This window comes from Bacillus kexueae (assembly GCF_022809095.1).
GTDB classification, from domain to species: Bacteria; Bacillota; Bacilli; order Bacillales; family Aeribacillaceae; genus Bacillus_BZ; species Bacillus_BZ kexueae.
This window is the reverse complement of sequence record NZ_JALAZE010000002.1, coordinates 359120-379139: the sequence shown is the minus strand read 5'-3', so window position 1 is coordinate 379139 and position 20020 is coordinate 359120. Positions and strand designations below refer to the sequence as shown.

Annotated in this window: 25 protein-coding genes; 5 read left to right on the top strand and 20 right to left on the bottom strand. The window is 37.8% G+C overall.

The annotated features are described in order from the left end of the window. Positions 1-17: 17 nt before the first annotated feature. Both spoIIP and gpr read right to left on the bottom strand, forming a co-directional pair. Complete coding sequence (spoIIP, locus tag ML543_RS06120) at positions 18-1190, bottom strand: stage II sporulation protein P (protein ID WP_243386263.1); 1173 nt, start codon at positions 1188-1190, stop codon at positions 18-20. 98 nt (positions 1191-1288) lie between these two features. Next, on the bottom strand, positions 1289-2389 hold the full coding sequence (gpr, locus tag ML543_RS06115; protein ID WP_243386262.1) for a GPR endopeptidase: 1101 nt from the start codon (positions 2387-2389) through the stop codon (positions 1289-1291). 215 nt (positions 2390-2604) lie between these two features. On the opposite strand from gpr, the gene rpsT reads away from it, so the two are divergent. Continuing rightward, positions 2605-2871, top strand: a complete 267-nt coding sequence (gene rpsT, locus ML543_RS06110; RefSeq protein WP_243386261.1) for a 30S ribosomal protein S20 — start codon at positions 2605-2607, stop codon at positions 2869-2871. A gap of 47 nt (positions 2872-2918) precedes the next feature. Here rpsT and holA read toward each other — a convergent pair whose 3' ends face one another. Next, positions 2919-3944, bottom strand: a complete 1026-nt coding sequence (gene holA, locus ML543_RS06105) for a DNA polymerase III subunit delta (protein ID WP_243386260.1) — start codon at positions 3942-3944, stop codon at positions 2919-2921. A 321-nt stretch (positions 3945-4265) separates the two neighbouring features. On the opposite strand from holA, the gene ML543_RS06100 reads away from it, so the two are divergent. After that, a complete protein-coding gene (locus tag ML543_RS06100; protein ID WP_243386259.1) occupies positions 4266-4400 on the top strand; it encodes a YqzM family protein in 135 nt (44 codons plus the stop codon). Positions 4401-4467: 67 nt separating this feature from the next. Here the strand turns inward: ML543_RS06100 and ML543_RS06095 are convergent, their stop codons facing one another. From ML543_RS06095 to ML543_RS06085, 3 genes are read right to left on the bottom strand one after another with little or no spacing between them, the layout of a single operon-like run. Further along, complete coding sequence (locus ML543_RS06095; protein WP_243386258.1) at positions 4468-6753, bottom strand: DNA internalization-related competence protein ComEC/Rec2; 2286 nt, start codon at positions 6751-6753, stop codon at positions 4468-4470. 39 nt (positions 6754-6792) lie between these two features. After that, a complete protein-coding gene (locus tag ML543_RS06090) occupies positions 6793-7251 on the bottom strand; it encodes a ComE operon protein 2 (RefSeq protein ID WP_243386257.1) in 459 nt (152 codons plus the stop codon). Positions 7252-7311: 60 nt separating this feature from the next. Continuing rightward, positions 7312-7911: a helix-hairpin-helix domain-containing protein gene (locus ML543_RS06085; protein ID WP_243386256.1), complete on the bottom strand. Its 600-nt coding sequence runs from the start codon at positions 7909-7911 to the stop codon at positions 7312-7314. Positions 7912-8001: 90 nt separating this feature from the next. On the opposite strand from ML543_RS06085, the gene comER reads away from it, so the two are divergent. Further along, a complete protein-coding gene (gene comER / locus ML543_RS06080) occupies positions 8002-8826 on the top strand; it encodes a late competence protein ComER (RefSeq protein ID WP_243386255.1) in 825 nt (274 codons plus the stop codon). Between the two features lie 202 nt (positions 8827-9028). Here the strand turns inward: comER and ML543_RS06075 are convergent, their stop codons facing one another. The 8 genes from ML543_RS06075 to ML543_RS06040 form a co-directional block, all read right to left on the bottom strand. Next, entirely contained in the window at positions 9029-9763 is a 735-nt protein-coding gene (locus tag ML543_RS06075; protein WP_243386254.1) for a class I SAM-dependent DNA methyltransferase, read from the bottom strand. Then, the gene (gene rsfS / locus ML543_RS06070; protein ID WP_243386253.1) at positions 9763-10119 is read right to left on the bottom strand and encodes a ribosome silencing factor; all 357 of its coding nucleotides are present in this window, start codon (positions 10117-10119) and stop codon (positions 9763-9765) included. Before rsfS ends, ML543_RS06075 begins: the two co-directional genes overlap by 1 nt. 6 nt (positions 10120-10125) lie before the next feature. Beyond that, positions 10126-10698 carry a bis(5'-nucleosyl)-tetraphosphatase (symmetrical) YqeK gene (gene yqeK, locus ML543_RS06065; RefSeq protein ID WP_243386252.1) on the bottom strand — a complete coding sequence of 191 codons (573 nt, stop codon included), beginning with the start codon at positions 10696-10698 and terminating at the stop codon, positions 10126-10128. Continuing rightward, a complete protein-coding gene (locus ML543_RS06060) occupies positions 10688-11257 on the bottom strand; it encodes a nicotinate-nucleotide adenylyltransferase (RefSeq protein WP_243386251.1) in 570 nt (189 codons plus the stop codon). Before ML543_RS06060 ends, yqeK begins: the two co-directional genes overlap by 11 nt. 23 nt (positions 11258-11280) lie before the next feature. Then, positions 11281-11571: a ribosome assembly RNA-binding protein YhbY gene (gene yhbY, locus ML543_RS06055; protein ID WP_243386250.1), complete on the bottom strand. Its 291-nt coding sequence runs from the start codon at positions 11569-11571 to the stop codon at positions 11281-11283. After that, positions 11571-12413 (bottom strand): shikimate dehydrogenase, encoded by an 843-nt coding sequence (aroE, locus tag ML543_RS06050; protein ID WP_243386249.1) that lies wholly within the window; start codon positions 12411-12413, stop codon positions 11571-11573. The genes yhbY and aroE overlap by 1 nt, the downstream gene beginning before the upstream one ends. Before the next feature lie 68 nt (positions 12414-12481). Continuing rightward, positions 12482-13573: a ribosome biogenesis GTPase YqeH gene (gene yqeH / locus ML543_RS06045; protein WP_419095353.1), complete on the bottom strand. Its 1092-nt coding sequence runs from the start codon at positions 13571-13573 to the stop codon at positions 12482-12484. Between the two features lie 13 nt (positions 13574-13586). Further along, positions 13587-14111 carry a YqeG family HAD IIIA-type phosphatase gene (locus ML543_RS06040; protein ID WP_341482348.1) on the bottom strand — a complete coding sequence of 175 codons (525 nt, stop codon included), beginning with the start codon at positions 14109-14111 and terminating at the stop codon, positions 13587-13589. A 645-nt stretch (positions 14112-14756) separates the two neighbouring features. Between ML543_RS06040 and sda the strand changes: the two genes are divergently transcribed. Both sda and sigK read left to right on the top strand, forming a co-directional pair. After that, complete coding sequence (gene sda, locus ML543_RS06035; RefSeq protein ID WP_243386246.1) at positions 14757-14897, top strand: sporulation histidine kinase inhibitor Sda; 141 nt, start codon at positions 14757-14759, stop codon at positions 14895-14897. A 282-nt stretch (positions 14898-15179) separates the two neighbouring features. Continuing rightward, a complete protein-coding gene (gene sigK, locus ML543_RS06030) occupies positions 15180-15905 on the top strand; it encodes an RNA polymerase sporulation sigma factor SigK (protein WP_243386245.1) in 726 nt (241 codons plus the stop codon). A gap of 380 nt (positions 15906-16285) precedes the next feature. Here sigK and ML543_RS06025 read toward each other — a convergent pair whose 3' ends face one another. The 6 genes from ML543_RS06025 to mtnN all read right to left on the bottom strand — a co-directional run bounded on the left by ML543_RS06025 (position 16286) and on the right by mtnN (position 19999). After that, entirely contained in the window at positions 16286-16426 is a 141-nt protein-coding gene (locus ML543_RS06025) for a YrzI family small protein (protein WP_243386244.1), read from the bottom strand. Between the two features lie 46 nt (positions 16427-16472). Beyond that, positions 16473-16604, bottom strand: coding sequence for a hypothetical protein (locus tag ML543_RS16915; RefSeq protein ID WP_279326570.1), 132 nt, complete (start codon positions 16602-16604; stop codon positions 16473-16475). Between the two features lie 256 nt (positions 16605-16860). After that, a complete protein-coding gene (locus ML543_RS06020) occupies positions 16861-17097 on the bottom strand; it encodes a YrhC family protein (protein WP_243386243.1) in 237 nt (78 codons plus the stop codon). Positions 17098-17179: 82 nt separating this feature from the next. Next, a complete protein-coding gene (locus tag ML543_RS06015; RefSeq protein WP_243386242.1) occupies positions 17180-18316 on the bottom strand; it encodes a bifunctional cystathionine gamma-lyase/homocysteine desulfhydrase in 1137 nt (378 codons plus the stop codon). A 1-nt stretch (position 18317) separates the two neighbouring features. Beyond that, a complete protein-coding gene (locus tag ML543_RS06010; protein ID WP_243386241.1) occupies positions 18318-19241 on the bottom strand; it encodes a PLP-dependent cysteine synthase family protein in 924 nt (307 codons plus the stop codon). Between the two features lie 56 nt (positions 19242-19297). Further along, positions 19298-19999 carry a 5'-methylthioadenosine/S-adenosylhomocysteine nucleosidase gene (gene mtnN, locus ML543_RS06005; protein ID WP_243386240.1) on the bottom strand — a complete coding sequence of 234 codons (702 nt, stop codon included), beginning with the start codon at positions 19997-19999 and terminating at the stop codon, positions 19298-19300. Between the last annotated feature and the right edge of the window lie 21 nt (positions 20000-20020).

Here is a 20020-nt window from a genome sequence, read left to right as displayed (position 1 = left end):
TCGGTTCAACCAATCTATTATTGGCTACTGTTTACTTTTTCAGCTTGCCAATAATATTCCGAAAACACTTCAGCTACAGCTTCAGCGGTTCGACTAAGCTCTTCCATATTATTGTCCACACCACCAAATTCTATAAGCATCGCATTTTCAGAAAGGTCTTGATTATAAACCCCGTTCACACCTTCACCTTTCTTAGCGATAACACCACGGCTTAACCCTGGGTATTTTTGTTGAAACAGTTCATGAAGCTCCTTAGCAAGTTCCGTATTTTTGTCTACATTCGGATTATTACCACCTACAACAAACATAATTTTCGCATAACTTTTGCCGTTAATCGTAACAGTTGTGTCTTCATATCTTAAACCGTCACGATGAATATCAATTAAATATTGTATTTCACGATTTTGCCCAATCGCATCTTGAATAACCGGTCTAGAAACACTGTAGGATCGGCCGTAATCCCAAGCCTTTTCTTTTAAAATCGATTGGAAATTCTCTTTCTCTACTTGTGCACCAATCCCACGCTCCTCTAATTCATCTTTCAATTTATTAGAAACGAGTGTGACATTAGCAGTTGAGTGAAACGCCGTATCTGGATCACTTTTATCCTCCACTTTTAAGAAAGGAAAGTATGATTCTGTGTTATGCGTATTGTAAATATACACGACCTTCCGATTTCCAGTTGTCATTTCTGGTGGCGGGGCCTTTTTCGTATCCTCAGAAGCTTGTAAGTTTTCAATTGATGCTTCTCTTTCTTCTAATAACACTTCTGTAGGCGGAGCAGACTCAATCGGCATATTCGTATAGTCCGTACCTTCTCCTGCAACAACAATCTTACTATCAAAGATTGAAAATCCCGGAAGTTCTCGACCTAGTAAACTTCTCGGATCGTCCGGATTAACACTTGTCGCTAATTGAAAAAAAATAGGGGAAAGCTTCCAATCTGTTGAATCGCTCGGAAGCACTTGTTGAAAATAATGATTCTCCATACTTAACAACTTCAGAAACGTCTCTCCATTCAAACCACTAGAGAACTCATGTATAGAATCTGAAGAAGGACGATATTCAGGCTTTAGTGAAGTGAGCATTCCTGTCAAAATAAAAACGACGATGAGACCAACAAACAATAGAAAGCTGTATTTAATTAAGCTTGTCCCGTTAATTGTGACGACGACTCCTTGCCGCTTCATGAAAAATCCTCCTTCAAGGCTTGTCTACAGTCAATGTATGACATCGCTTGAAGGAGTAGAACAATGAATTCAAAAAAGTAAGTGAATTCCCTTTAAAATTAATGGGTATAGGCACTAACATTTTCATCATCGACATGCTGATGTAATGCCATATTAAGCCCGTTTGCTAATACATTAGCCATATCTTCGATAAATACGTCTACCTCTTTTGGAGTTACCATTAAGTTGTGCCCTAGAGGAGATAACACTTCATAAATCAGCCTTCTTTTTTCTTCTTCTTCTAGCCCTCCTATGATTCCTAAAAACTTTGCTCGATCTTCTTCATTCGGCAAGTCTTCTTCTGTCAATACTTTTCGCTCCCCAAAGCTCATACCAGCTGGTGCCAATGCCCGAGACGGTCGATCTCCCTGGCGCAACTCTCTACCGAAATGCTTCAAAATAAAATCAATCGTATCACTTGTAATGGATACCGCATCAACAACCGTTGGAATGCCAATCGCTATGACTGGAATTCCGAGAGTTTCTTGACTTAGTTCCTTCCGCTTGTTACCAACTCCAGAGCCTGGATGGATTCCACTATCTGATATTTGAATTGTCGTATTCACACGTTCAATCGAGCGAGCAGCCAATGCATCAATCGCGATTACAAAATCAGGCTTTGATTGCTCAATAACCCCTAAAATAATGTCGCTCGTTTCAATCCCTGTTAACCCCATCACCCCTGGAGCAAGAGCACTAACCGGCCGATAACCTTCTTCTACATGCTCCGGCTGTAATTGAAATAAATGCCTTGTAATTAATAAATTTTCACACGCTATCGGTCCCAATGCATCAGGCGTTACATTCCAATTACCAAGTCCTACAACTAAGCAACTTGCATCTTTAGGTATCTTTAGCTCATCCAAAAAAGCACTAAATTGCGTTGCAAACGTTTCAGATACTTTGTCTTGTAACTCTGAATCTTTTTGACGAATTCCTTGAACTTGAAGCGTAATATATTTGCCTTTTTTCTTACCTAAAGACGCAGCTCCTTGTTCTGTTATTTCAACCTTCGATATTTTGATCCCGTCTATTTCCTCTTCGGTGTAAATGACGCCATTAATCGAAGATTGTTCATTTTGTTCCACCGCCATTTGCCGAGCTTCTATCGCTAAATCCGTCCGAACTGAATATTTGCTCAAATCGAGTTCATCAGCCATTGCAATTCCCCTTTCATTACCCGCATCCATTTTTAAAGATAATCGCTGTTATTTTTTCCTTGTTCGAGTAAATCATGCAAAGAATAACTTTGTAAGATAAATTCCTTTACAGTATTGCAAAAGATAAGTCCGTTTGATAGAATATCATTTGTTCTCTATTGTTTAGGAATAATCGAGAAGATAGAAACTCGATTTTTATATAGGAGGTGAAAGGAATGCCAAACATTAAATCTGCTATCAAGCGCGTGAAAACAAACGATGCTCGTCGTGCTCATAACGCAACAATCAAATCTGCTATGCGTACAGCAATTAAAAAGTTTGAAGCATTAGCTGTAAATAAAGATGTGGAAAACGCAAAAGCTGCTTTTGCTGATGCATCTAAAAAAATCGACAAAGCTGCTCAACGTGGAATCATTCACAAAAACGCGGCAGCTCGCTTCAAATCTCGTTTAGCGAAAAAGCTTAACAGCTTATCTGCATAATAAAAACGATCCTCCGAAAAGAGGATCGTTTTTTTGTTCTTACCATATTACGTGTTAGAAGAAAACAACTTCATTAAAAACAATTCCAGCACAAGCTCTTTCTCCATCTTACCTGTCTTCATCGCATAATCGCTATCAGCAAGTTGTTTTAAAATCGAGGCAAGCTCTTCCTCTCGGAAATTCCTCGCCTTTTGGTTTGCTAATTTTACACGAAAAGGGTGCACCTTTAATGTACTCGCAATTTGAGGTTGACTATATCCTGTTTGTACTAGCTGCTTTACTTGTAACAATAGCCTAAATTGGGAAGTGAGTAGACTTAATATTTTTATCGGCTCTTCATTTGTTTTTAATAAGTCATAAAGTAACTGCATAGCATCATGTCGTTTTTTTTGCATCACGAGGTCCATTAATTCAAATATATTTTGCTCAAGTGTACGAGCTACTAATTGTCGAACAAGTTCTTCTGTGATCACGCCACCCGCTCCGACATATGTACATAATTTCTTGAGCTCGTTCTGCATGAGCATTAAGTTGCTTCCAGTCAACATCATTAAACGCTCTATTGCCTCATCTTTTATCACTACATGCTCTTCTTCTACCACACTTTGTATCCAAGATACTGTCTCTTTCTCAGAGAATTCATTCAAATCAACGACTTCAGCATGCTTTTTTAACACCTTAGTAATCTTCTTACGCTCATCAAGCTTTTCATACGGTGCGAATATAGCCAAAATGGTATATGGAGCAGGTTGCTGTAAATATTGTTCAAGGCGTTTCAAGTTATGCTCAAGCTTATCTTTACGTTTTTCGGATGAGAAAAAATAAGGGTTTTTCAACATAACCACTCGTTTTTCCCCCATAAAAGGAAGCGTTTCTGCATCTTCGATTGCTACATCTATCTCCACTTCTTCCATATCGTGAACAGAATAGTTAAAGTCTTTCTCTTCTTCCATAACTGCATTTTCTTCTATAAGTCGCATCGTTTCAGAAATTAAAAAAGAATCATTTCCGATAAATAAATATACCGAATGAAACTTTTTCTTTTTAATGGCATCCCATGTATTTATAATCATTCAAATCGTCTCCCGCTGTCATTTCATGCTGTTATTATCGTAAAGGTAATTCATATTTTTGACAAGCAAGGGAATGCTAAAAGGACGAATGATATATGTGCAAATGAGGAAGGGACTGGCGATAGACCAATCCCGTCATCTATATTAAACATTTTTTCCGTAAGTCCCGGGTTGCTTACAAAAAAAATGATTGCTTACTCATAGAATTTCCTTAATAGACCGGAATATAGTTGTTAATCGTTAACAACTATGGTTGTTGAAACTTGTATAGATTTTTTTGAATAAATCCCTTATACTAATGATGAAATAGGAGGGGTAACTGTGAACCAATTTGAGAAAAATGTACAAAGTAAACGTAATGATGCTGTAGATTCTGCAGTAGGATTCATTGTTTCTTTTGGCTTTTTCGCTACTTTATTCATCATCGCTACACTAGTTCAATTTTTTGGTGCCTAATCATGGAGGCTGCGCTCGCAGTCTCCTTATTAGGTTTAAGCACACAATTATGAAAACGCTTCATGATTTATTGGTTTACTTCATCGTATGGAGGAAATGTATAAAACGTTCCTGTACTTCCACGAAATTGGTATTTTATTGCCCCCATCGTATCCGTCCTGAGAATTTGAATTTCTTCATTGTCTAACCTGTCAATCACTTCTTTATGAGGGTGTCCAAATCGATTCTTTCTTCCTGATGAAATAATCGCCATATTTGGATTTATCATTTGAAGGAAAGGTTTTGAAGTAGAAGTTTTACTTCCATGGTGTCCAACTTTCAAAACATCTACCTGTAAGTTAGGATATTTCCCCATAAGAATCTCTTCTCCTTTTTGCTCTAAGTCTCCCACAAATAACCACGACAATCCTCCAATATCAGCTTGAAGAACGAGGGAATTATCATTACTGGATTCCATTTTTTGTACCGGTGATAGAACTTTAAATGAGGTGGAAAATGATAATGAATCACCTCCCTTTACTATGACAATTTTCGTGCCCCTTTCTTTAGCTACTCGTAAAACTTCCTCTTCCTCAAAACCTACCCCGAAATACGGTGAAATGATTAAGTACTCAACGTCTACTCGCTTTAATACGGTCACAGCTTCACCGATATGATCGGCATCCCCGTGGGTTAAAAATAATGCCTTTAGCTTCCCAACACCTTTTGACTTAAGAAACGGAAGAAGTAAATCTTCCCCTAATTCAAATTTGTTCGTTCTTTGTTGCCATGTTTCTTCTGATTGAAATTCTAACAGCCCTCCCGTATCGATGAGATAGGCATTGCCACGTCTCTCTTCTTGTATAAAGATGGCATCGCCTTGTCCCACATCTAATACGGTAACTTCCCCAGGATGAAACAAACGGAAGGCAAAAAGACATAGAACACAAAATAGAATTCGTGTGACGAAAAGAGTAACTATCTTTTTTTCTTCTTTCTCAAGGTAGACCATTACATGAATAAAGATTCCGTATAGTAAGCAAAGTTCTACAAGTGATATGGCACCTATCGTTATCGTATGCCAATCCCAGCTGCTTACACGGGAGACAAAGGAAGATGACATAGAGAATATGAAGTCTAAAAACTGACTAAAGAAATCATAAAAAGGGAGATGAATGAAAATCAAGACCGTTGTAAAAAGCGTTAGAGGAAGAATGACATAAACATATAGGGGAACAAAAAATAAATTTACAACCAAACTTAGCCAAGAAAACTCATAAAAATAATATAAAAGAATGGGAAGTGAACTTAGTTGAGCAATCAGTGTTACCATCATTAACATCCGGATGTATGATTTGCACCTCAAAAGAATGGAGTGGGATAATATGAGAGCAGTCGTTACAATATAGGATAGCTGAAAACCGATCTGTTGAACTTGTTCTCGGTCAAAGAGGATGATTAAGATTAAACTAATGGAAAGACAATCTAGTGGACTAACCTCAATCTTTCTCCATTTTGCAATCAAAAATACCCCTGCCATAAGGCAAGATCGAACGACAGACGGAGCTGCACCAGCGAATATGCAATATAGAGGCAAGCAAAGGAATAAAAGAAGCCATACTTGTTCCTTCGTAAAACCTATCCGCAAAAAAACAAAGTAGAAAAAAGAAAGAATAATCCCAACGTGCAGGCCAGATATAGCCAGTAAATGAATAATCCCTAATTGTTGATACGCTCGCTTTACCTCTTCCTCAATCAATGTTCGATCACCAATGGTTAATGCTAACACAAAGCCGACCGTTTCATCTGAAAAGTGTTCTTCCATCACCTGTTTAAAAGAAGCACGAGCATTTTCCAATCGATTTAACAAGTTCGGGGTATACGTACACTCTTTCACTTCCTCAACGGAAAAGATCGCTTTTATTCCCTTTGACTGTAAATAATCGCGATAGTTGAATGCATTCTCAACCGTATGATTGAGAGGTAATTCAATCGTGCCTCTCATCGAACATCGATGTCCCGCTTTTATGGTCGAGACTTTTTCTTTTTCTTGAATTGAGGAAAGGTAATGAATAGCTGCATACCTCTCGTTTTGGTTTGTTTTCAATTCATACGTCGCTTTATTACCGTCAATTTTAGGGGATGAAATGATTTTCATCGTCTTTTGAACCATTTCATTCTCATGCGAGTATTCGACTTCACTAGGAACAAAAACGTTCGGAATCATAATGAAACAAAACAACAACCCCAAGAAGAAGGCAAAGTGAAATGACTTCTTTTTAGCAGCAATAAAAAAGAAAAGAAGAAAGGCAATGTAGGAGGAGGTGGACGCTAACAAGACAGTGACAGCAATTAAATACCAGTGTCCTTTCATCCCAGACCTCCTTTTACGGAAAGTATGAAGTTCGTGAAACTACTGCTCAATCAGTTGTTGGAAAAGAGCATTATTAAGCTCTACTTGCTCTACCTGTACATTTGCTTGTTTAAATAACTCCTGTGCGTATGGATGGTTTTTATAATTTTTCGCAAAATATACCCGCTTAATTCCAGCTTGTATAATGGCTTTACAACATTGTAGACACGGAAAATGGGTTACATAAATTTCTGCTCCATCAGTAGGGACTCCAAATTTTGCACATTGTAAAATGGCATTCATTTCAGCATGAATTGTTCGAACACAATGATTATCAATGACGTAACATCCTTCGTCTACGCAGTGAACACCACCGGCAATCGATCCGTTATATCCCCCTGCAATAATTCGTTTATCACGAACAATTGTAGCGCCAACCGCTAGTCTAGTACATGTACTCCGAAGTGCTAATAAGTGACTTTGAGCCATAAAATATTGATGCCAAGAAATACGTTCCACAACCGACTCCCCTGTCTGTTTTTCTTAAGTGTATCGACACTAAAACTCTTTCGTCAACGATTAATCGACAGAAATTTCATTTTTCATTCTTTCAAACGATTTTTCACCAATCCCTGATACATTTTGTATTTCTTCAATCGAAGAAAACGGGCCATTCTCATCCCGATAATTAATAATCGCTTTTGCTTTAGACGGTCCAATTCCATCTATCTTTTGTAATTCTTCTACACTCGCAGTATTAATATTTACAGTCTCCTCTTTTTCCGAACTCTCCCTTCCGACTGGCTGGTTTTGAACTTCTCCTACTTTCGGAACATAGATGACCGTTCCATCCTTTACTTTCGCTGCTAAATTAACTTGATTTACATCCGCTTCATTCGTAAAACCGCCCGCCTTTTCTATCGCCTGTAGTGTTCGATCATTTTCAATTAATGGATATACACCAGGTTGATTGACGGCACCTTTAACATCAACATAGATGACCACTTCTTCACTTTCTTGAGAGGGGGTGCCTTGATCACTTTTTACTGATTCGTCCTCAATTTCAACAGAAACCAATTCAGACTCGTTTTGAGCCCCTACGTCAAATAAAAGAAAGACGACTAATACGACAATGACACCGACAAACCAATATTTTTTTACGTATGACTGTATTTCCAATTTTCGATAACTCCTTTCATCGTTCATATTTTGACTATGATCTTCATATGGTGTAGGAGAGAAAATGTTTAAAGGAGGAGGGGTGAGAAAATGAAAATAGGATTTATTGGAACAGGAAATATGGGGCGCATCTTGATTGAGGCATTTATAGAAGCAAAGGTCACATCACCTTCATCCATCTACATTACAAATCGGACAATTGGAAAAGCGAAAGCAATACAAGAGGAGCATCCTAATGTGAACCTTTGTAGAACCGTAGAGGGTCTCATAAGCGAAGTTGATTATTTGTTTGTATGCGTAAAACCTTTAGATATACACCCCCTTTTAATAAAACTGAAAAGCCAATTATCAAAAGAGCAATGCATTATTTCCATCACGAGCCCTTTATCCGTAGAGCAAATCGAATCCATTGTACCTTGTCAAGTGGCTCGTGTCATTCCAAGCATTACAAATCGAGCATTAAGTGGTGTCTCCCTCATTACAGTTGGTCAATCATGTACCGAAAAAACACAACACGATATTGAAAAGATGCTTCAGAAAATCTCTACTCCTGTTTACATTCAAAATAATGTGACAAGAGTAGCTTCTGATATTGTTAGTTGTGGTCCTGCATTTTTTAGCTTCTTACTTCAAAGGTTTATCGACGCTGCCGTCCGAGAAACAGAAATTAACGAAGAGCAAGCAACAAAACTTGCAAGCGAAATGTTGATTGGCATGGGGAATTTATTAGAAAAAGGACATTACACACTTCCGACATTACAAGAAAAAGTTTGTGTGAAGGGCGGTGTGACCGGGGAAGGAATTAAAGTATTAGAAAGAGAAATCGGGACATTATTTATCCATCTTTTCCAAAGTACCCATTCCAAGTATTTTGAAGACATTGAAGAAGTAAAAGAACAATTCCATTTACTATAATACAACAATAAGTAAAAAAATCCTCCTTGTTTTTAGAAGTAAGCGCCGAACTAGACTGATTTCTACACGGAAAGGGAGTGTCTGGAGCGAAATAAGTGTATAAGCAATAATGTATACGAGCCTTTAGGAATAGAATAAGCCCAGAAAGCGGTATAAACTGCTCTCCGGGCTTTTTCCTTTTTTCATCATTGACGAGTTTTATTTATTTTTTAGCGACAAAAAAGATCCGTTCAGCTTTTTCAAAAGATGTTTGAATAAGTCCTGTGCTCACATCTACAATGGAGAATCCCGCTTGCTTTAACCATAATTTGTACGATTCGATAGGAAACGTCCGTTGTTCATGGTCTTCGTCGTAGCGACGATATACGTCTCCTTCTTGAACAAAAAACGTTAACTCATGCACTACACTATTCGACGCCTCTCCAGCGAAGCAATTCCAAATGTAGCTTATATCGTCACCATTGTACGCAAAAGTATTCCCTTTAAATAAGCTCTCCACTTTATAAAGAGAATGGACATCAAACATAATGAGACCACCTGGTGCCAGTACATCATACGCTCGTTTAAATACTTCTTGAATATCGTACTCCTCTAACAAATAGTTCAACGAGTCACAGCATATAAAAACATAATCAAACGAATCAAATCCTTCAAGATTTCGCATGTCTTGATTGACGAAAAGCGCATCTGAATACCCATGACGTTCCATTTTTTCTTTCGCAACCGTGAGCATATCGATTGATAAGTCTACACCCGTCACATGGAATCCTTCCTTGGCAAATCGAACAGACATCTCACCTGTGCCGCACGCCAAATCTAACGTTCGATTTCCTCCATTTCCAAATTTACGCACCATTTGCAAATAATACTTTGTCCATTCTTCATACGGAGCTTCTTTCATTAGTTCATCGTATATATAAGCAAAATGTTGATACATTAGGATAACAACTCACTGTTAAGGTCTTCAATTGGAGCATCGCCCCATAATTTCTCTAAATTATAATAACCGCGTTCATCTCGGTGAAACACATGTGCAATAACATCACCTAAATCAACTAATATCCATTTCGCTTCGTCAAACCCTTCAAGGCGCTTTACGTTCAGCCCTTTTTCTTCGGCTTGATATTTAATTTCCCTTGCGATGGCTTGCACTTGTTTGTCGTTATTCCCATGGCAGATTACAAAGTAATCAGCCATTAAGGAAATTCCTTGCATATTTAATGCTATAATTTCTTCTGCTTTTTTGTCGTCTGCTGCTTTTGCGACAACATGTAATACATCTTGTGAAGACATATTATCTTATTCCTCCTTTTTTCCATTCATAACAAGGTCGTTGTATGCGTGAAATGTATCTGGAAAAATTGGTTGATTCTTTTTCATTAAAAACTGAATAGTATTTTTCATCGCTTGCTTAACTGCATCGTCCAAATTGTTTTGGGCCATTTCACGAACTTCCTCCACACCGGAAAAGTGACGATTAGGCTCGATATAATCCGCTAAATAAATAATTTTTTCAAGTAATGTCATTTGAGTTCTTCCCGATGTATGATACTTAATAGCATTTAATACTTCCTCATCTTCGATTCCTACTTCGGTACGAACTAAATATGCCCCAACCGGTGCATGCCAAAGCTCCATATGATGAGAGAGCAATTCCTTTGACATATTTTGCTCGATGATGATCTGTTTCATTTCATCTTTCGGACGAAATTTAGCATAGTCGTGAAAAATCGCCGCAATTTCAGCTTTTTCCGGATCCCCATCATACCTTTCGGCAAGGGAAATGGCTGTTTCCATCACACCTAGCGTATGAATGTATCGATGTTCCGTCATTTTATCCTTAATGATTTGTAACGCTTTTTCACGATTCATAAAGTCCATGCTCCTTTATATATTGAATAACACTATCAGGAAGTAGATAGCGGATGTTTTTCCCTTCATTTAAACGACGACGAATGAAAGAAGATGACACATCAAATTGAGGCACGTCAACTTCCAGTACATTATATTGCGTTGTAGTCTTGTAATTGGGTCGCTTAACGCCGACAAATTGAACTAGGTTTTGCAATAGATCAATTTTGTACCACTTTGGTAAATATTCAATCATATCTGCACCAATAATGAAATAAAACTGAATATCCGGATGACGCTCTTTTAATAAGCAAATCGTATCGTACGTAAATGAAGGTCCACTTCTTTCAAGCTCTATTGACTCCACACGAAAAGCATCGTTTCCATTCACAGCTAATTGTAGCATATTGAAACGATGCTCTGCTGATATAATATCCCGGTGCTGCTTATGAGGAGGAATTTGGTTTGGCATGAACCAAATTTCTGCTAACTGCAAAGATTGTAAGACTTCATTCGCCATTAATAAATGACCATTATGCGGCGGATTAAACGTACCACCGAAAATGCCCACCTTTTTCATTACCAACACCTCCTCTTGCACCATTAAGGAAGAACGATTTCTTTATTTTCCTTCGATTCCTTATATAATACAATCGTATTCCCAATAATTTGTACAACGTGCGCACCTGTTCCTTCAGCCAATTCACTCGCAACCGTTTGTTTATCCACATCGCAATTTTGTAATACACTAATCTTCATTAATTCACGCGCTTCCAAAGCGTCGATAATTTGCTTAATCATATTCTCATTAACCCCACCCTTTCCTACTTGAAAGATTGGGTTTAAGTGATGCGCTAATGAGCGTAAATACCTTTTTTGTTTTCCTGTTAACATCATGTTGCTCCTTTCAATTTTTCATAAACAATTTGTGTCATACGTTCGACATCCGGGTGTTCGTTTGTCCATATATAAAAACTTTCTGCCGCTTGGTGAACAAACATTCCAACCCCATTTATAGCAATTGCTCCTAGGCGTTCTGCTTCTTTTAAAAATGCGGTCTTAAGTGGATTGTAAATGATATCCGCCACAATCGACTGGTGGTCTACTTTCCCTTTTAGTGAAACTGGTTGTTCAAGGACATTCGGGCTCATTCCAATCGATGTAGTTTGTATTACTACGTCATAACGGGACTGCTCAGATTCAAACTCCTCTAATGACATGATCTTTCCACTTATCGGAAATGGACATTGTTCCTTTAAAGTAATCGCCCGCTCTATGGTGCGATTGACAAGGTCAATCTCCCCTATTCCTCTCTTTGCTAAAGTGGCATAAATCCCTCTACTCGCACCACCAGCTCCAATAATAACAGCTTTCACCTCTTCTAAAGGCTTTGAAAGTCTATTTTCAATAGAACGGTAAAAACCAATTCCATCCGTATTATACCCGACCCATTTACCATTTTTATTAACAACTGTATTTACTGCACCCGCTAAAGTCGCACTTTCATCTAACGAGTCAAGATATTTCATTACATCCACTTTATGCGGAACTGTGACGTTAAAGCCTTTAAATTGCAAGGCCTTCATACCTTCGATTGCTTGTTCAAGGGAGTCTTCTGAGACGCGAAAGGCATGGTAGTATCCCTCGATCCCCAAATTATGAAAAGCATCATTATGAATCAAAGGCGACATTGAATGACCGATTGGGTCCCCAATGACCGCATACATCTCTTTCACCCTTTTTCTCCCCCTTCAATCTGAATTGTTCCTTTTCTCTTTAGCTACAAAACGTTCGTCGTATTCGTTTAAATTAACGATGGACGTAATGTAACATAAACTCCTTTCGGCGCGTATGCAACAATACGAACATTCGGCTCATTGATGGTAACCCATCCTAATCCGGAAAAGACGATGTCCGTTTTCTTTTCTTTGATCGTAAATGTATGAGGAACGAGCTCAGGGAATTGCTCCAACTGCTCCTTACGAGGAGGAGTTAACATCTCTCCCTTATGGTCCATGTATAGTTGATCCGCTTTATCCCGTTTCGTTCTGTGTATCATTAGTTCATTTGGAAGGTGACAAACAAAAGATGTTCGTTCTCCTTTAACGAAATCTAAACGCGCCAACCCTCCAAAAAATAACGTTTGGTTTTCATTTAATTGATACACTTTCGGTTTAATTTCTTTTTTTGGTGATAGGAGCTTTAGATCACGTTTATCAATGTAATGGGCCATCTGATGATGATTAATAATTCCCGGTGTATCGAACAAGCTTGACCCATCGTCTAATGGAATATCTATGAGGTCGAGCGTGGTTCCAGGGAAATGCGATGTTGTAATGATGTCCCCTTCACCAGATACTTCTTTTATAATACGATTAATAAACGTAGATTTCCCCACATTTGTACAACCTACAACATATACATTTTGCCCGTTTCGATAATGATCAATCGCTGAGGCAACTTCTTTGATTCCATGACCTCTCGAAGAACTAACTAAAAATACATCTAGCGGCTTTAACCCATATTCTTTAGCTTGACGCTTCATCCAATTGATGACCTTTTGATGCTTAACCGATTTTGGTAAAATATCAACTTTATTTCCTACTAAAAGAATAGGGTTATGACCTACGAAGCGTTGAATTCCTTGAATCCAGCTTCCGTCAAAATCAAAGATATCAACAATCTTCACAATTAAAGATTCTGTTTCTCCAATTCCGTGAAGGATTTTTAAGAAATCTTCATCTGTCAAAGAAACGTCTTGAATTTCATTGTAATTTTTTAATCTGAAACAACGTTGACAAATAATATGCTCTCGTTCCAATGCTTGCTTTGGCGCATACCCAAGCTCACTCGGATTATCTGTTTGGATGGGAACTCCACATCCTACACAAACCATATCATTCAACTTGTCATTCCTCCCAATGTAGCATACCTTTTCGTTTTAAAGTTGCTAAAATTCTACGTTCTATTTTTCGGTTAAATCTTGTCCAAAAGCCGTCAGTTGAAGCTACCGGAACTACTAAAATGGTTTTTAACCCCGTTCGATTACCACCTAAAACATCTGTTAGTAGCTGGTCACCGACCACCACAACCTCTTCTTTTTTCAAGTTCATTGCTTTCATCGCTTTTCTAAAAGCAACTCCCATCGGCTTTCTCGCTTTTGGAATAAATGGAATGCCTAATGGCTCTGAGAATAATCGCACACGCTTATCATGATTGTTAGATACAATCGTCACTTCAATCCCGCTTTCCTCCAACTGTTGAAACCATTCTTTTAGCTGAGGAGTTGCACTAGGACGATCCCATTCTACTAACGTATTATCTAAATCGGTTATAACTCCTTTAATCCCACGTTCTTTCAAGAACTGTGGTGTAATGTCAAAAACACTTTTTACATATTCTTCAGGCAAAAAAAGCTTTAACAAATGTAACACCTCTTGAGTGAATGTTCATGTTTATAAGAATAGACCATTATACATCATATCGAATTTCTTTTCTAGTTTCAAAGCAAACTTCAAACTTTATTGAAGGCATGTACTTAAGAAGTATTGTTCGGGGTTATCTTTCTTCCATATAATGGACACTTGACTCCTGCAGGATAAAGCGTAAATGTTAAGTATTCCTATTAAAAATGCTTGGTCAAAATCAGCCTTATTGAAAGAATCGTAACCATTCGCCTTCTTATCTTAGTCGAAAAATTAATGTTTTCCAATACTACTTTTAAGAAAAGATTCCTCAATCAACCTCTTCGCTATTTTACGAAAACACACTTTACAATTTCAAAACTGTAAAGACTCGGACTTCTGCCATAATTTTTTCGAAAAAATTTCGACATTTTTCTCAATTATTTGAAATGTGGATAACTTTATTCACATTATACACTTAGTAAAATATGTATTTTCAGAATATATAAACAAACTATACACAACTTATCCACCAAATTTTGTGGATAACAGAACGGTTGTTCTCTTCTCAGAAACATGGTAGATTTAGGTTACTGTTAGAAAATACTAGTCTATGCATACAAAAAAGAGATTAGAACTTAAAAAGGAGGTGTATCACGTCAAGTGGCCCAATCTATGAAAAAGTTATCGGATGAATTGCTCATTGAATCGTATTTTAAAGCAACGGAAATGAAGTTAAGTGAAGATTTTATTGAATTAATCAAATCAGAAATAAATCGCCGCTCTTTAGATCATTTTTTACACGTAACAACGTAAAATACGCACCTCTATCCATTCCCTTCCATTTATGAATTCCATACTTATGCATACCACCCTTCATGTGAAGTTGGTGGTTTTTTATTTGTACAGACAAAAACAACACGCACACGACATACACTTACATATAAACATCTTTTCACGGGGAAATATTCGTCTATATCGTTACTTTTCCACCCTGCAATAATCGAGCTATTAAACGAAGGGCTCACACTTACAGATTGAAGCGATCATACACTCGAAAATAAGGTATGAGCCTTATTGAATGTGGAGGTGAACAGCATGTCGGGAATTTTAACTGCACTTACTGTGATGATGAAAGAACTTCTTTTCCTCGTCTCTTACGTAAAAAATAACGCCTTTCCACAACCTCTTTCTTCCTCTGACGAAAAAAAATATTTACGTCTCATGGCTGAAGGGAATGAGGAAGCACGAAATATTTTAATTGAACATAATTTGCGACTTGTTGCACATATTGTAAAGAAATTCGAAAATACAGGTGAAGACTCAGAGGACTTAATTTCCATCGGCACGATTGGATTAATTAAGGCAATCGAAAGTTACTCACAAGGTAAGGGAACAAAACTCGCTACATACGCGGCGAGGTGTATAGAAAATGAAATCTTGATGCATTTGCGTGCTCTGAAAAAGACGAAGAAAGACATTTCCTTACACGATCCAATTGGTCAAGACAAAGAGGGAAATGAAATCAGTTTAATTGATGTGTTAAAAGCCGAGCATGAAGATGTTGTCGAAACGATTCAATTAAACATGGAGCTAGAACGCGTTAAGGAATATATTGATATTTTAGATGAACGAGAGCAAGAAGTAATTATTGGAAGGTTCGGTCTTAATATGCAAGATGAGAAAACACAACGAGAAATTGCTAAGGAATTAGGGATTTCTAGAAGTTACGTATCTAGAATTGAGAAGCGGGCATTGATGAAGATTTTTCACGAATTTTTTAGAATTGAAAAAGAAAAGCGAATGAATGAAGGAAAATCTTAAGAGGATGGCCGAAATGGCCTCTTTTTTTATGGACATATTATCATCTAACCCATAAAATTTTAGTTGATAAACATTGAAAGGTGAGTTTCCATTGGCAGGAAAAATAATTGTAGGTATAGTCTATTTTGTTATTTTACTTGCATCAATCGCTAAGTTTATTTTTGAAGGCTATTCTCATCAGACTCTCATCCTATTAATATTAGCAACCGTTACTTCAATTGCATTATTTCTTCGACCTTCTGACAGGATGTAAGTAAATTAGCGAGGGGGCCTTTTCAAATCGCCCCCTCGCAAACCTAATCCGTATCCCTCAAAGTTGGTAAATGTGTTCGAATATAATGATTCGTCATCGTTTGTTCCCCCTTCTTCGATCCGTTACTTCAAATGCCTCTGTACAGCTTAAATTGACGGTTTTTAACTTCTTCCATCAATTGTTCTACATATTGTTCATGCTCAATTTCTTCTAAGGATTTTTTTCGTTTTTCAATGTGAATGAGAATGAAAAACAAATTAATCGTCATGGCGCAGCCCTCCTTTCAATAAGAGATTGAAAGCCACAGGCTGCATCTAGTCAACCTGTGGCTTTTGAATGTAACACGTTAAATGTGTTAAAAAGGTACCTTTTAGCCATTTTGGGTCGAATAAGGTAAGCATTCGTTCGGATTTTAATTCTTTTAAGAAAACAACTAGCGTTTTCATTTTATTCGACCTCCAATACAATGATAACTTTCGAAGGTAATAATATACATTTGTTATTTTATTGTAATCCTTGAAATGTAAATATATTATCAGCATAGTGATTAATCGTATTTGCTCGATTTATCGCCTTGATCTCATTCCAACGTTGGTCAGTCGTCGTCTTTCCCTTCAAGAATTAAATTTATTTCCTGCCCTAAAGGAGACAATGGATAAAAAACAGCCATAAAAAAAAGCCTTGGTGCAATTGCCCAAGACTTTACTCATCCATATTTTCCAGTTGCTTTTTATATTTCAATGATCGAGAAAAACATAAGATCGAAAAAATGAATAAAAGAGTAGTGGCCCCTAATAAAGCATATTCTTCCATCGATGAGCGACTGACGTATTCATCAGGGATAACCATCCCAATGTACAAAAACGTTCCAATTGCTAACAAGACAATAGCATATTGCTTAAAGTCCATCATGAGTTCTCGAATTTGCTTTTTGTTCACATACCTTCACCCATTTCCTAGAATGTCTACTCTAACGGTATCATATTTTAAAAGGGTTGTAGGCATGTAAATTTATCCACTATTAATCTTCTAATGCTTGTTTTAAATCTGCAATTAAATCCTCCACATCTTCAATTCCAACAGAAATTCGAACAAGCCCGTCTGTAATTCCTAACGCTTCACGACGGTCCTTCGGAATAGATGCATGCGTCATTTTTGCTGGTACTGAGATTAAACTTTCAACTGCTCCTAAACTTTCTGCTAACGTGAAGTACTTTACCTTTTGTAACAACTGATTCGCTTTTTCTTCGCTGCCGACATCAAAGGAAATCATCCCTCCAAATCCATCGGCTTGTTTTTTAGCAATTTCATGATTTGGATGGCTTGGTAAGCCAGGATAGTATATTTTTTCGACTGCAGGATGCTCTTGTAAGAATGATACAATTTCGTTCGCATTCCTTTCAGTAGCTTCCATTCGGAGTCCTAACGTCTTAATACCGCGCATTAATAACCAAGAATCTTGAGGACCTAATACACCACCTGTAGAGTTTTGAACAAAATGAAGATCTTCAGCAAGCTTTTCCGACTTTACAACAACTAAGCCTGCTACTACATCACTGTGTCCACCGATATATTTCGTAGCACTGTGTAACACAATATCTACACCGAGAGCAAGTGGTTGTTGCCAATAAGGAGTAGAAAATGTATTGTCAACAATCGTCATTAAGTTATGTTTGCGTGCTATTTCCACAGCACCTGCAATGTCTGTAATTTTTAATAGCGGATTTGTCGGAGTTTCAATATAGATCGCTTTCGTATTTGGCTGAATAGCCTTTTCAATTTCCTCGAGACTACTAGTATCTACAAAGGTCGATTCGATTCCTAGACGATTTAACACCTTTGTCATGACACGGTATGTTCCACCATACACATCATCTGTTAAGATGACGTGATCACCGCTATTAAATAGCATCATCACTGCAGTGATGGCAGCCATCCCGGAACCGAAAGCAAAGCCACGTTCTCCACCTTCTAAATCTTTTACAAGCTCCTCTAAGGCAAATCGAGTCGGGTTTCCTGTACGTGAATATTCGTAGCCTTTATGTTTACCGACTGCTTCTTGCTTATACGTGCTTACTTGGTAAATCGGGACTGATACAGCACCTGTATGTTCGTCTCCTACAATTCCACCATGAATCATCATTGTTTTTCGTTTCATCTTAAATACCTCCCTCATAAATCTTCTTACTTAAATACCGTTCACTACTATCAGGAAATATCGTCACAATATTTGTCCCTGGTGTCGCTTTTTCCGCCTCTTTTAATGCTGCGTGGAATGCTGCACCAGATGAACTTCCGACTAACAACCCTTCAAATTTAGCAAGCTGCTTGACACGATCAAATGCGTCAACATCTAAAATCGTATAGATGTCGTCAAAATAGCGAGTATCCATATACGGTGGGAGAAACTCCATTCCTATTCCTTCCGTTTTATGTGGACCTGCTTCCCCTCCATTTAAGATTGAGCCCTCTGGTTCCACAATGACCGTTTTAATGGATGGATTTTTTTCTTTTAAATATCGAGCAGTCCCCATAAATGTTCCGCCTGTACCTGCTCCGGCAACAAATACATTAATCTTTCCATCCGTTTGCTCCCATATTTCAGGGCCGAGGGTTTTATAATACGTATTAGGGTTTGCTTCATTTTGAAACTGTTGTGGACAATATGCACCTGGCATTTCTGCCGCTAACTCTTTTGCTTTTTTAATAGCACCCTTCATCCCTTCAGATGTCGGTGTGTTAATCACTTTGGCACCGAGTGCTCGCATCAATTCTTGCTTTTCTTGACTAAATTTTTCAGGGACACAAAAAATGACTTGAATATCTTTTTGTACGGCTGCTAAAGCAAGGCCGATTCCGGTATTTCCTGCAGTTGGTTCAATAATTGTCCCACCCTTTTTTAGCTTCCCTGTTTTTAGGGCATCTTCAATTAATTCAACCCCAAGTCGGTCTTTAATACTTCCACCTGGATTGTAAAATTCAAGCTTCGCAAATAAGCGTACACCTTCTCGTAATGGAAAAGCAGTTATCTCAAATAATGGTGTCTGACCGATTAACGAGTGGATACCGCGAACTACGTTCATGATGATCTCTCCTTACGACGTCGTTTAAAAATAGGAGCCCGACTCGGCTCCTACTATTATTGAGCTTTTAACTCATTTACGATATTGACAACCATTTTCGTAGAATGTAGAGCTGCTTGGTCTAAAAATTGCTCAAAGGAAACATTTGATTCTTTTCCTGCGATATCAGAGAGCGCACGAATAATCACAAATGGTGTCTCGAATTGATGACAAACTTGCGCAATTGCAGCAGCTTCCATCTCTACAGCATATAAATTAGGGAATTTTGTGCGAATAAAAGCCACACGATCTTTATCGTTCATAAATGAATCTCCTGTCGCAATTGCACCCTTTACTACTTGAATGTCTGTGATTTCTTTTGCTTTCGCTTCTGCAATTTTAACTAACTTTTCATTCGGAATGAAAGCAGGAGGCATGCCTGGAACTTGCCCGTATTCATAATTAAATGCTGTTACGTCTACGTCATGATGACGAACTTCTGTTGAAATGACTACGTCACCGACATTTAATGATTCATGAAAACCTCCGGCCGAACCAGTATTAATGACGAAATCTGGCTTAAATCGATCCAACAAAATCGATGTACTTAGCGCTGCATTTACTTTACCAATTCCTGATTTTAATAAAATAACTTCAACACCGTTTAACGTACCTTCTGTAAATTCACAACCCGCAATGACTTGTTGCTTTGTATGTTCAAGTTGTTCACGTAGGATACGTACTTCCTCTTCCATTGCTCCAATAATTGCTACCTTCATAATACGACTTCCCTTCGTTTC